Source organism: Dyella sp. CR10, assembly GCF_055814425.1.
This window is the reverse complement of the sequence record NZ_CP185986.1, coordinates 726,276-738,518: the sequence shown is the minus strand read 5'-3', so window position 1 is coordinate 738,518 and position 12,243 is coordinate 726,276. Positions and strand designations below refer to the sequence as shown.

Below are 12,243 nucleotides of genomic sequence, written 5' to 3'. Positions count from 1 at the left end.
TGCGCGGGCGTTTAGCCGCGTCCGCGCATCAGGCTGTGGCGATAGCCGTAGACGGCGTAGATGAGCATGCCCAGCAAGGTCCAGGCGCCCAGCAGCACCCAGTTGGCCAGATTCATCTGAGCCAACAGGAATGCGCACACCAACACGCCCAGGCTGCACACCACGGGCGCCGCCGGCACACGGAAGCCGCGCGGGAGGTCCGGGTGCGAGCGCCGCAGCACCAGCACGCCGACGCAGACCGTGGCGAAGGCCAGCAAGGTGCCCATCGACAGCAGATCGCCCAGGAGGCTGAGCGGAAAGACCGCGGCCAGGATGCCGCCCACCGCGCCCACCAGCAGCGTCGTGCGGTGCGGCGTGTGATGGCGCTCGTGCACCGCGCCAAAGAACGTCGGCAGCAGGCCGTCGCTGGCCATGGTGTAGAGGATGCGCGACAGGCCAAGGTGCATGACCAGGATCACCGAGGTCAGGCCCGCCACCGCGCCCACCTGGGTCAGCAGCTTCAGCCACGCCAGCGGCGGATGGGCCGCCAGCGCGGTGGCTACCGGCTCGGCAGTGCCCAGCTGCGGGTATGGCACCAGGCCGGTCAGCACCGCGGCGACAATGATGTACAGCACCGTGCAGATCGCCAGCGAGATCAGGATGCCCGCGGGCACGTTGCGCTGCGGGTTGCGCGTTTCCTGCGCCGCCGTGGCGACCGCATCGAAGCCGATATAGGCATAAAACACGCTGGTCGCCGCGCGGAATACGCCAGCCCAGCCGTAATGGTCGCCGCCCTGGTTTTCCGGCACGTAGGGATGCCACAGCGACGGGTCCACGTACTGCAAGCCGCAGACGACGAACAGCACCACCACGATCACCTTCAGCGCCACCACCACACTGGCGAACATGGTGGACTGACGCGTGCCCCGGTACAGCAGCGCTGTGAGCGCCGCGACGATCAGCAGCGCCGGCAGGTTGAGCAGCGCACCGGTCAGCTGCAGATGCCCGTCCTTGAAGCTCAGTGGCGCACTGGACAGGGCCTGCGGCACGTGGATACCGATGCTCTTGAGCAACCCCACGCCGTAGCCGGACCAGCCCACCGCCACCGAAGACACCGCCAGCAGATATTCGGCCACCACGTTCCAGCCGATAAACCACGCCAGCAGCTCGCCGAAGGTGGCATAGGCGTACACATAGGCGCTGCCGGAAACCGGCAGCATCGCGGCGAACTCCGCGTAGCTCAGCGCCGCCAGCGCCGCCGCCAGGCCGGCCAGCACGAACGACAGGGTCAATGCCGGACCCGCGTGTTCTGCCGCCGCCTGGCCGGTGATGACGAAGATGCCCGCGCCGATGACCGCGCCCACGCCCAGCACGATCAGCTCCTTGAGCCCCAGCGTACGCCGCAGCGCGTCGTCGGCAGAGAGGGAAGCTTCGACCGGCTTCACGGCGAACAGCGAACGGATCAACGACATCGGAGCGCTCCGGAGCGCGACGGAAAGCCCGGAACCATGCCAGTCACGGCCCCCCGTGGCAACTGGACGGAGGTCAGGCCAAGCGACAGCCAACCTCGGCACCGCAGCGACTCGCCCCCGCTGGTGTTCACGATGCTCGCCCCAACCTATGCGAGCACCGCGTAAAAACCATGGAAGTCAATCTTGCCCCTCATGGGGGTGCCGGTTAGCCTTCCCGCACTCACCGCGTGAGTCCGCATGTCCGTCCGCTTCGCCCATCTCCACCTGCACAGCGAATACTCGCTGGTCGACTCGACCATCCGCATCAAGGCGCTGGTCGATGCCTGTGTGCGCGAAGGCATTCCCGCCGTCGCGCTGACCGACGAGACGAACATGTTCGCGCTGGTCAAGTTCTACAAGGCCTGCAACGCGGCCGGCATCAAGCCGATCGGCGGCTGCGACCTGTGGCTCAGCCTGCCGGACGATCCACGCCCGTCGCGCGTCACTCTGCTGTGCCAGAACCGCGACGGTTACCTCAATCTGTCCCGCCTGGTCTCGCGCGTGTGGCGCGAAGGCCAGGGCACGGGCCGCCCGCTGGCGGATGCCGCCTGGCTGACGCCTGAAGCGACCGAGGGCCTGATCGCGCTGGTGGGACGCGACAACGAAGTGGCGCGCCTGGCCGTCAACCAGGGCACCGCTGTCGCCGCCGCACGTCTGCGGCCGTTCGCGCGGCTGTTCCAGGATCGCCTGTACCTGGAGCTGACCCGCTGCGGACGCGAGGGCGAAGAAACCTGGAATACGGCCGCGCTCGGCCTCGCCGCGGAACTCGACCTGCCGGTGATCGCCAGCAACGACGTGCGCTTCCTGCGCCAGAGCGACTTCGAGTCGCACGAAGCGCGCGTGTGCATCCACCAGGGTCGCGTGCTGGCCGATCCCAAGCGTCCGCGCGACTACAGCGACCAGCAGTACCTGAAGACGCCGACGCAGATGGCCGAGCTGTTCGCGGACATCCCCGAGGCGCTCGAGAACACCATCGAGCTGGCCAAGCGCTGCACGCTGGAATTGAGCTTCGGCACCTATTACCTGCCGAACTTCCCGGTGCCGGAAGGTCACGACCTGGCCAGCTACATCCGCGAGCTCGCGCATGAAGGTCTGAAGGAGCGCCTGGCGACCAATCCGCTGGCGCCCGGCTACACGCTGGACGACTACATCGCCCGCCTGGACCGCGAACTGGACGTCATCATCAAGATGGGCTTCCCCGGCTACTTCCTGATCGTGGCGGACTTCATCAACTGGGGTAAGCAGAACGGCATCCCGGTGGGCCCGGGTCGCGGTTCGGGCGCAGGCTCGCTGGTGGCCTGGGTGCTGAAGATCACCGACCTGGATCCGCTGCCGTTCAACCTGCTGTTCGAGCGCTTCCTCAACCCCGAACGCGTGTCGATGCCGGACTTCGACATCGACTTCTGCATGGACCGCCGCGACGAGGTGATCGACTACGTCGCGCGCAAGTACGGCCGCGACCACGTCAGCCAGATCATCACCTACGGCTCGATGGCCGCGAAGGCGGTGCTGCGCGATTCCGGCCGCGTGCTCGGCATGGGCTACAACGCGGTCGACAAGATCGCCAAGCTGATTCCCGCGCGCCCGCTCGACCTGACGCTGTCCTGCGCGCTGGGCCGCTCGGAAAAGGCGAAGAAGGAACCCGAGCGCATCGTCCGGGAGTTCTGCGACCTGTACGAGCAGGACGAGGAAGCGAAGACACTGATCGACCTGGCGCTGAGCCTGGAAAGCCTCACCCGCAACGCCGGCAAGCACGCCGGTGGCGTGGTGATCGGCCCCAAGCCGCTGACCGAGTTCGCGCCGCTGTACTGCGAACCGGGCGGCGGCGGCGTGGTGACGCAATACGACAAGGACGACGTCGAAGCCGTCGGCCTGGTGAAGTTCGACTTCCTCGGCCTGCGCACGCTCACGATCATCGACTGGGCGGTGAAGGCCATCAACGCGCGCCGCGCGAAGGAAGGCACCGAACCGCTGGATATCTCCACGCTGCCGCTGGACGACCCGGACACCTACAAGCTGTTGCAGCAGGCCAAGACCGTGGCCGTGTTCCAGCTCGAATCCTCGGGCATGCAGCGCATGCTCAAGGACGCGCGCGCCGACCGCTTCGAGGACATCGTGGCGCTGGTGGCGCTTTATCGTCCGGGCCCGATGGACCTGATCCCCAGCTTCGTCGCGCGCAAGCATGGCCGCGAGGAAGTGCAGTACCCCGACCCGCGCGTCGAGCCGATCCTGAAAGAGACCTACGGCATCATGGTCTACCAGGAGCAGGTGATGCAGATGGCGCAGATCGTCGGCGGATACTCGCTCGGCGGCGCCGACCTGTTGCGCCGCGCGATGGGCAAGAAGAAAGTCGAGGAAATGGCGAAGGAGCGCGCCAAGTTCCGCGAAGGCGCCGCCAAGGACGGACTGTCCGGCGAGAAAGCCGACGAAATCTTCGACCTGATGGAGAAGTTCGCCGGCTACGGCTTCAACAAGTCGCACGCGGCCGCCTACGCGCTGGTCTCGTATCAGACCGCGTGGCTGAAAGCGCACTACCCCGCGGAGTTCATGGCCGCGACGATCTCGTCGGACATGGACAACACCGACAAGGCGGTGACCTTCATCGACGAGTCCAAGGCCATTGGCCTCACGGTGCTGCCGCCGGACGTCAATGCCTCGGAATTCATGTTCGTCGCGGTGGAGCCGAAGGTGATCCGCTATGGCCTGGGCGCCATCAAGGGCGTGGGCCAGGGCGCGTGCGAAGCGATTGCGGACGAGCGCAAGCGCGGTGGCGCCTACAAGGATCTGGCCGACTTCTGCCGCCGCGTCGATTCGACCAAGCTCAACCGCCGCGTGCTGGAAGCGTTGATCCTCTCCGGCGCGCTCGACGCGCTCGCGCCCAACCGCGCCAGCCTGATGCTGCAGCTGCCCAACGCCATGAAGGCGGCCGAGCAGCACCTGCGCGACCGTCAATCCGGCCAGAACGACATGTTCGGCGCCATGATGGGAGCAGCCGCCCCGGTCGTGCAGATCGACCTGCCTACCGCGCCGGAATGGCCGCTGGAGCAGAAACTGCAGGGCGAACGCGACACGCTCGGCCACTATCTCTCCGGCCATCCCACCGATCCGTGGCGCGAAGAGCTGGCGCAGCTGTCCACCTGCCCGCTAGGCGAAATCGCCGACCGCTACCAGCCGCCCAAGCCGCGCAAGAACGACGGCGACGACAACCGCTTCCGTCGTGGCCCGGATACACCCTGGACGGTGGCCGGCATGGTCACCGCCATCCGCAAGCGTGGCGAGAGCGACGCCTTCGTCCGCCTGGAAGACGGCACCGGCATCATCGAGGTCAGCTTCTTCGGCGAGCTGTACCAGCAGGTCGCGCCCCTGCTTACCCGCGACGCCATCATCGTGGTCGAGGGCGGCCTGCGCATCGACGATTTCTCCGGCGGCGGCTTCGCGCTGCGCGCACGCAGCGCCTACTCGCTGGGCGACGCCTGCCGGCGTTTCGCCCGTGTACTTCATGTGAAGCTGAACGGGGTCGAGGCCGGCTTCGTCGACCAGCTGCGCCATACCCTCGCCGGCTACCGCAACGGCCGCACCACCGTGGTGCTTCACGGCTATCACAACCGGATCGCCCAGGCCGACCTGGAGCTGGGCGAGGACTGGCGGGTGGAAGCCATCCCCGAACTGCTGCGCGCCGTGCGCGCGGTACCGGGCGTGCTGGCAGCGAAGCTGCGGATCGTGCGCGAACAGCAGGCTCCGTCGCGGGATTAGCCTCCCCGACCGGGATCACCAGACGGCGCCGACGGGCCTGGCACCCCATACGGCTCCGTTCTCGCCTTTCCCGCCGGCCCGGTATACTGCCCGGCTTCCGTGTCTCGACTAGCGCCGAATGAACCCGAACTTCCTCGATTTCGAACAACCGATTGCCGAGCTGGATGCGAAGATCGAAGAGCTTCGCCATGCCAGCCACGGGCAGGCGTTCAACATCGACGAGGAAGTGGGGCGCCTGCGCGAGAAGCTGAAGGTCAAGACGGCGGAGATCTTCCGCAACCTCAGCTCCTGGCAGGTCACCCAGCTGTCGCGCCATCCCGCCCGGCCCTACACGCTCGATTACATCGGCGTGATCTGCGAGGAATTCCACGAGCTGGCCGGCGATCGTGCGTATGCGGACGATGCCGCCATCGTGGGCGGCATCGGTCGCATCAACGGTCGTCCGGTGATGATCATCGGCCACCAGAAGGCGCGTGACACCAAGGGCAAGGTACGCCGCAACTTCGGCATGCCGCGTCCGGAGGGCTACCGCAAGGCGCTGCGCCTGATGAAGCTGGCCGAACGCTTCAAGCTGCCCCTGCTCACCCTCATCGATACGCCCGGCGCCTATCCCGGTGTCGGCGCCGAGGAGCGTGGCCAGAGCGAGGCGATCGCGCGCAACCTGCTGGAGATGGCCGACCTGCGCGTGCCGATCGTGTGCACCGTGATCGGCGAAGGCGGCTCCGGCGGCGCGCTGGCCATCGGCGTGGGCGACCGCACCGTGATGTTGCAGTATTCGACCTACTCGGTGATTTCACCCGAAGGCTGCGCCTCGATCCTGTGGAAGAGCGCCGAGAAGGCCAAGGATGCCGCCGAGGCGCTCGGCCTGACCGCACCGCGCCTGCTGGAGCTGGGCCTGATCGACAAAGTGGTGCGAGAGCCGCTGGGCGGTGCGCATCGCAATCCGCACGCCATGGCCGTGCGCCTGAAGGCGGTGCTGCTGAATCAGCTCGACGAGCTTGAGGCGCTGCCGACGGATCAGCTGCTCGAGCTGCGCTACCGGCGCCTGCGCGGCTACGGCGCTTACGCCGAGTGACATGCAAGGGCCGCGCAAGCGGCCCTTGCCTTATCCGGCCCGGCTCGGGTGACGCGCTATCATCGGCCCGACCCTTCCGCCGGAGGCCGCCATGGCCAGCGATAGCATCAAGCTCGCCGTCCTGATCGATGCCGACAACGCGCAACCGAATCTCGCCGAAGCCCTGCTCGCCGAAGTGGCCAAGTACGGTACCGCGCACGTGAAGCGCGCTTATGGCGACTGGACCAGCCATCACCTGAAGACCTGGAAGGAACAGCTGCTCACGCAGTCGATCCAGCCCATCCAGCAATTCGGCTATACCAGCGGCAAGAACGCCACCGACTCGGCGATGATCATCGATGCGATGGATCTGCTGTATTCCGGACGCTTCGATGGTTTCTGCATCGTGTCCAGCGACAGCGACTTCACGCGCCTGGCCGCCCGCATCCGCGAGTCCGGCCTGATCGTCTATGGCTTCGGCGAACGCAAGACGCCCGACCCCTTCGTCGCCGCCTGCGACAAGTTCATCTACACCGACATCCTGGTCAGCAAGCCGGATGAAGAGGCGCCGCTCAAGCCGCGCACCGCAGCGCAGCTCAAACAGGACAGCGGCCTGGTGAACCTGCTGCGCAATGCGGTCGAAGCGGCATCGGACGACGACGGCTGGGCAGGCCTGGGCGGCGTCGGTTCGATCATCACCAAGCAACGCCCGAACTTCGACGCGCGCAGCTATGGCTACAACAAGCTCAGCGAACTGATCTCCGCCACCACGCTGTTCGAGATGGATCGCCGCAGCCCTGGCGAGGGACGCCCGAAAGTGATCTACGTGCGCAACAAATCGAAGAAGCCCGTCGCCCGTGAATAGCGCGGAACCGCTCGTCCGCTTGCTGCGCGATGCGCTGCGCGAGCATCCGGACGGTCCTCTGTGCGTCGCCTACAGCGGCGGTCCCGATTCCACCGCCCTGCTCCATGCGCTCGCCCAACTGCGCGAAGCACGTGCGCGCGGATTGCGCGCCATCCACATCGATCATGGCCTGCACCCGCACAGCTCGGAATGGGCCGAGCATGCGCGGCAGTTCTGCTCGGTGCTTGAGATCGATTGCGCGGTGCTGCGCGTGCAGGTGAATCGGGATCGCGGCGAAGGCCTCGAAGCGGCAGCGCGGCAGGCGCGCTACGCTGCCTTCGAAGGCATGCTGCGCGGCGGCGAATGGCTGCTGCTTGGCCACCACCGCGACGACCAGGCGGAAACCGTGCTGCTCAAGCTGCTGCGCGGCAGCGGCCCGGAAGGCATGGGCGGCATGCGCGCGATGCGTCCGCTTGGCGCGGGGATGCTGTGGCGCCCACTGCTGCAGGCGCCGCGCGCCATGCTGCGCGAGTACACGCAACGGCACCGGCTGCCAGCTGTCGACGATCCTTCCAACGCCGACACACGGCTCTCGCGCAATTATCTGCGCAGCGAGATCATGCCGCGTCTGCTGACGCATTGGCCGCACGCGACCGACGCTATCTTGCACAGCGCCGCGCATCACCGCGCCGCGGCGGACGTGCTGCGCACGCAATGGCTGGCGGCATTCGCGCGTATCCACGACGAAGCGACCGGCAGTCTCGACGCCACGGCCTGGCTCGCCTTGCCCGCAGCGCTGCGCGATCCGCTGCTCGACCACTGGCTGCGCCTGCGCGGACGCAGCGTTCCGACCGTGGCGCAACGTGCGCAGATCGAGCGCCAGCTGCGCGGCCTGCGCGAAGGCCGCGTGCCGTGCATCCACTGGCCACAGACCGATCTGCACATCTGGAAACACCGCCTGTGGGCACTGCCCCCGGCACCAGCGCTGCCTGGTGCATGGCAGGTCGCATGGACCGGAGAGCCACTGGCGCTGCCGGATGGCGGCCGGCTGGAGTGGAGCGGCGCGCCGCTGCGCGAGCCGTTTACCGTGCGACTGCGCCAGGGTGGCGAACGAATCCGCCCGCACGGCGATCGCCACACGCGGGAACTGCGCGACCTGTTCCAGCAGGCAGCCGTGCCACCTTGGCGACGCACGACCTGCCCGCTGATCTACGCTGGCGACACGTTGCTCGGCGTGGCCGACCTGTGGCGCAGCAACGAGGGCGACGCAAGCTTCAGGCAAGCCCATGGGCAGCCACGCTGGCGGCCGGCTGACTGAGCCTTAGGAGAAACGGGCAGTGTTCAGCAGGAATTTCTCCGACCGGGCCTAGCTTTCAGGCGTATTCGACACGCGGAGGCCACACCATGGTCTGCAAGACTCTGCTCAGCACTGCCCTGATCGCCCTGGTCACCGCCTGCGCTACCCTGCCTGCCTGGGCTGGCGGCCCGCCGCCATGGGCGCCGGCGCACGGCTGGCGCGCCAAGCACCACTACACCTACTACCCGGAAGGCGAGATCTACTACGCGCCGGAATCCCGCGTGTGGTTCTGGCTCGACGGCGGCAACTGGCGCAGCGGCGTCAGCCTGCCGATCGATTTCCAGGGTTACGTGCGCAGCGGTGGCGTGAGCATCGAGCTGGATGCCGATCGCCCCTATGCCCGTCATGACTACGTCGTCGAACACTACGGCGGCCATCCGCCGCGCCATGGTCGCGATCGCGACGATCGTGATGATCGCGGCTGGGGTCATGATCGAGACCATGATCGCGACCGTGGTCATGATCGTGATCGCGACCATGACCATGACGGCCACTGAAACGCGCCCGTGCAAGCATGTGCCGAGCCCCGCGCGGATTGATTCCGCGCGGGGGCTGAGTTAGTTTTGCCGGCCATGGCCAAGCCCGCTCCCGTCCCTGCCGAACCCGCGTCTCCCGCCGATTTCGAACACTCGCTGGACGAACTCGAGCAGCTGGTCGCGCGCATGGAGGGAGGCAACCTGAGCCTCGACGATTCACTGGCCTCGTTCGAGCGCGGCATCGGTCTGTATCGGCATTGCCAGCAGGCCCTGGAACAGGCCGAATTGCGCGTGAGGCTGCTGCTCGATCCCGAAGCCCCCGACAGCGCAGAACCGTTTGAACCCGAACTTTGATCTTGGCCCTGCCCTGCAGGCGCTGATCGTCCGCGCCGACCAGGCCCTGTCCCGGGCCCTTCCCGCCGAAGACCTCCCGCCCGCCGAGCTGCATCGCGCCATGCGCTATGCCGTACTGGGCGGCGGCAAGCGCCTGCGTCCGCTGCTGGTGTACGCCGCCGGCCATGCGCTGGGCGAAGACGGCCCCGTACTGGACGCGCCGGCTTGCGCGGTGGAACTGATCCACGCCTATTCGCTGGTGCACGACGATCTGCCGGCGATGGACGACGACGATCTGCGCCGCGGCCGCCCCACCTGCCACATCGTGTTCGGCGAGGCGATGGCGATCCTTGCCGGCGACGCGCTGCAGGCGCTCGCTTTCGAATGGCTGGCCAATGACGAGCACGTCGCCGGCCGCGGGCTGGCGATGCTGCGCATGCTTGGCCGTGCCTGCGGCGCCGAAGGGATGGCTGGCGGCCAGGCGCTGGATCTGGCCGCCGTTGGTCGCACGTTGAGCCTGGCCGAACTGGAACACATGCACGCCTGCAAGACCGGTGCACTGATCCGCGCCTCGGTCGGCCTGGGCGCGCTCGCCGCCGGCGCCGACGACGCGACACTCGCCGCGCTGGATCGCTACGCGCACGCGGTGGGCCTGGCCTTCCAGGTGCGCGATGACATCCTCGATGTGGAAGGCGAGTCGGCCGTGATCGGCAAGACCGCCGGCAAGGATGCCGCCGCCGACAAGCCCACTTTCCCGTCGATCATCGGCCTGGATGCCTCGCGCGCCCGGCTGGAAGCACTCACCGCCATTGCGCTGGAAGCAATCGCCCCGCTCGGCGAACGCGCCGCACTGCTCGAGCGCCTTGCGCTCTACGCCGCCCGCCGGCACCACTGACGGCGCCACCGACACTGGCACGCACAAAAAAAGAGGCAGCCCGAGGCTGCCTCTTTTCATTCCGGCGTCGCCGGCTTATTTGATCAGGCGCAGGCAGAACGGATAGCGATAGCGCTCGCCCTCGTTCGCCTTGATCGTCGCCATGATCACCAGCACCAGCCAGGCGATGCCGATCACGATGCCGGCAGGAATCGCCAGGATCGCACCGATGCCCAGGGTGAGGATGGTGATCAGCAGCAGCACGACGGCGATGATCGCCATGGTGATGTTGAAGTTCAGCGCTTCCTTGGCCTGGTCATCGACGAAGGGCATGGTCTCGCGCTTGATCAGCCAGATCACCAGCGGCCCGATGAAGCAGCCGATGCCGAACCAGTGGCCGGTGAGCAAGGTGCCCAGCAACGCCGAAATGTGGGCGAGCATGGCCCACTGGCGCTCTTCCGGGCTGGGTACGTCCGACGGCGGCGTGGGTTCGCTGGATGACGGCTCTTTGCCGGATGAGGGCTCAACGGACTCGGGTGGAACGCTCATGCGTGCTCTCCTGGTCGTGCGGACGCCGGCGGGCGGCGGTGGCGCCGATGCTAGCAAGCGGCAGGCCCGTTTGCCGAGCCAACCGGCGGCCTATGCCACGGCGCTGCGTCACTCGCCCGCGATGGTCATCCGGTCGACCAGAATGGACCCGGTCAGGAGGTGCGAACGGGGATCCACGTCGCTGCCCACCGCCTGGATACCCATATACATGTCACGCAGGTTGGCGGCGATGGTGATCTCTTCCACCGGGTAGGCGATGCGGCCGTTTTCCACCCAGAAACCGGCGGCGCCGCGGGAGTAGTCGCCCGTGATCGTGTTCACGCCCTGCCCCATCACTTCGGTGACCAGCAGGCCTGTGCCGAGGCGGGCCAGCATGCCTTGGAAATCGTCCTTGCCGCCGTCGGCGGCACCGGCGTCCACCACCAGGTTATGGATGCCGCCGGCGTTGCCGGTGGATTCCAGGCCCAGCTTGCGCGCCGAGTAACTGCCCAGCACGTAGCGCACCAGCACGCCGTCCTCCACCAGAACGCTGTCGCGCGTGGCCACGCCCTCGGCGTCGAACGCGCCCGAGCCCTGCCCGCGCGGCAGCAACGGATGCTCGACGATGCGTATCCAGGAGGGCATGACCGTCTTGCCGGCGTGATCCAGCAGGAAGCTCGCGCGGCGATACAGCGCACCGCCGCTGACCGCGCCGATCAGGTGGCCGATCAATCCGCGGGCGATTTCCGGCGCGAACAGCACCGGGCTCTGCCGCGTGGACAGCCGACGCGCGCCCAGCCGCGCAAGGGTGCGCTGCGCGGCTTTCTCGCCCAGCGCCTCGGCACTTATGAAGTCGCCCGCGCTGCGCACGCTGTCGTACCAGTAATCGCGCTGCATGCCATCGTCGTCGCCGGCGATGAGCGACAACGACAGCGAATGCCGCGTGCCGCGCTCGCGCCCCACGAAGCCATGCGAATTGGCGTACACCGACAGGCTCTCGCCCATCTGCACACTGGCGCCGTCCGAGTTGGTGATGCCGGCGTGCGCCCGGCCGGCGTCTTCGATGCGCCGGCCCAGCTCGATCGCGCGAGGCGTATCGATATCCCAGGGATGCCACACGTCGAGGTCGGGGAACACGGTGGCCATGCGCGCGGGATCGGCGAGGCCGGCGGCGGGATCTTCCTCGGTATAGCGGGCGATCGCGCAGGCCTGGTCCAGGGTGGCCTGGATGGAATCGGGATTGAGGTCGGCGGTGCTGGCCGAACCCTTGCGCTGTCCGAAATACACGGTCAGGCCGAAGCCACGGTCGCGGGTGTGCTCCACCGTCTCGACCTCGCCCAGCCGCACGTTCACGTTCAGCCCGGTGTCGATGCTGGCGGCCACTTCGGCCTGGCTGGCGCCGGCGGCGCGGGCGCGACGGATCACGTCCTGCGCCAGATCGGCAAGGCGATCCAGGTCCTGCTGGCTGCGGTCGGCGGTGACGGGGGTTGCGCTCACGTGGGTTTCCTGAAGGCTGACGGGTAGAATACGCGGC

10 protein-coding genes are annotated in these 12,243 nt (G+C 67.5%); 7 read left to right on the top strand and 3 right to left on the bottom strand.

All coding sequences use genetic code 11. The features are described 5' to 3' along the window. Positions 1-11: 11 nt before the first annotated feature. The gene (locus ACNR9O_RS03375; RefSeq protein WP_473682887.1) at positions 12-1,451 is read right to left on the bottom strand and encodes an amino acid permease; all 1,440 of its coding nucleotides are present in this window, start codon (positions 1,449-1,451) and stop codon (positions 12-14) included. A gap of 237 nt (positions 1,452-1,688) precedes the next feature. Between ACNR9O_RS03375 and dnaE the strand changes: the two genes are divergently transcribed. From dnaE to ACNR9O_RS03340, 7 genes are all read left to right on the top strand, one after another. Continuing rightward, positions 1,689-5,243 carry a DNA polymerase III subunit alpha gene (gene dnaE, locus ACNR9O_RS03370; RefSeq protein WP_473682889.1) on the top strand — a complete coding sequence of 1,185 codons (3,555 nt, stop codon included), beginning with the start codon at positions 1,689-1,691 and terminating at the stop codon, positions 5,241-5,243. A gap of 118 nt (positions 5,244-5,361) precedes the next feature. Then, positions 5,362-6,318, top strand: a complete 957-nt coding sequence (locus ACNR9O_RS03365; protein WP_473682891.1) for an acetyl-CoA carboxylase carboxyltransferase subunit alpha — start codon at positions 5,362-5,364, stop codon at positions 6,316-6,318. 91 nt (positions 6,319-6,409) lie between these two features. Further along, on the top strand, positions 6,410-7,162 hold the full coding sequence (locus tag ACNR9O_RS03360; RefSeq protein WP_473682893.1) for an NYN domain-containing protein: 753 nt from the start codon (positions 6,410-6,412) through the stop codon (positions 7,160-7,162). Beyond that, a complete protein-coding gene (gene tilS / locus ACNR9O_RS03355) occupies positions 7,155-8,459 on the top strand; it encodes a tRNA lysidine(34) synthetase TilS (RefSeq protein ID WP_473682895.1) in 1,305 nt (434 codons plus the stop codon). The genes ACNR9O_RS03360 and tilS overlap by 8 nt, the downstream gene beginning before the upstream one ends. Positions 8,460-8,545: 86 nt before the next feature. Beyond that, positions 8,546-8,995: a hypothetical protein gene (locus ACNR9O_RS03350; RefSeq protein WP_473682897.1), complete on the top strand. Its 450-nt coding sequence runs from the start codon at positions 8,546-8,548 to the stop codon at positions 8,993-8,995. A 75-nt stretch (positions 8,996-9,070) separates the two neighbouring features. After that, positions 9,071-9,328 carry an exodeoxyribonuclease VII small subunit gene (locus tag ACNR9O_RS03345; protein ID WP_473682899.1) on the top strand — a complete coding sequence of 86 codons (258 nt, stop codon included), beginning with the start codon at positions 9,071-9,073 and terminating at the stop codon, positions 9,326-9,328. Next, positions 9,312-10,202: a polyprenyl synthetase family protein gene (locus tag ACNR9O_RS03340; RefSeq protein ID WP_473682901.1), complete on the top strand. Its 891-nt coding sequence runs from the start codon at positions 9,312-9,314 to the stop codon at positions 10,200-10,202. The genes ACNR9O_RS03345 and ACNR9O_RS03340 overlap by 17 nt, the downstream gene beginning before the upstream one ends. Positions 10,203-10,277: 75 nt before the next feature. Here ACNR9O_RS03340 and ACNR9O_RS03335 read toward each other — a convergent pair whose 3' ends face one another. Together ACNR9O_RS03335 and pmbA are read right to left on the bottom strand one after the other, a co-directional pair. After that, positions 10,278-10,730 (bottom strand): DUF4870 domain-containing protein, encoded by a 453-nt coding sequence (locus ACNR9O_RS03335; RefSeq protein ID WP_473682903.1) that lies wholly within the window; start codon positions 10,728-10,730, stop codon positions 10,278-10,280. A gap of 108 nt (positions 10,731-10,838) precedes the next feature. Next, positions 10,839-12,206, bottom strand: coding sequence for a metalloprotease PmbA (pmbA, locus tag ACNR9O_RS03330; protein WP_473682905.1), 1,368 nt, complete (start codon positions 12,204-12,206; stop codon positions 10,839-10,841). Positions 12,207-12,243 lie beyond the last annotated feature (37 nt).

What these genes read in the sequence shown, in the direction of transcription:
- ACNR9O_RS03375 (WP_473682887.1), bottom strand. Translation starts at nt 1,451, where the DNA reads ATGTCGTTGATCCGTTCGCTGTTCGCCGTGAAGCCGGTCGAAGCTTCC.
- dnaE (WP_473682889.1), top strand. Translation starts at nt 1,689, where the DNA reads ATGTCCGTCCGCTTCGCCCATCTCCACCTGCACAGCGAATACTCGCTG.
- ACNR9O_RS03365 (WP_473682891.1), top strand. Translation starts at nt 5,362, where the DNA reads ATGAACCCGAACTTCCTCGATTTCGAACAACCGATTGCCGAGCTGGAT.
- ACNR9O_RS03360 (WP_473682893.1), top strand. Translation starts at nt 6,410, where the DNA reads ATGGCCAGCGATAGCATCAAGCTCGCCGTCCTGATCGATGCCGACAAC.
- ACNR9O_RS03350 (WP_473682897.1), top strand. Translation starts at nt 8,546, where the DNA reads ATGGTCTGCAAGACTCTGCTCAGCACTGCCCTGATCGCCCTGGTCACC.
- ACNR9O_RS03345 (WP_473682899.1), top strand. Translation starts at nt 9,071, where the DNA reads ATGGCCAAGCCCGCTCCCGTCCCTGCCGAACCCGCGTCTCCCGCCGAT.
- ACNR9O_RS03335 (WP_473682903.1), bottom strand. Translation starts at nt 10,730, where the DNA reads ATGAGCGTTCCACCCGAGTCCGTTGAGCCCTCATCCGGCAAAGAGCCG.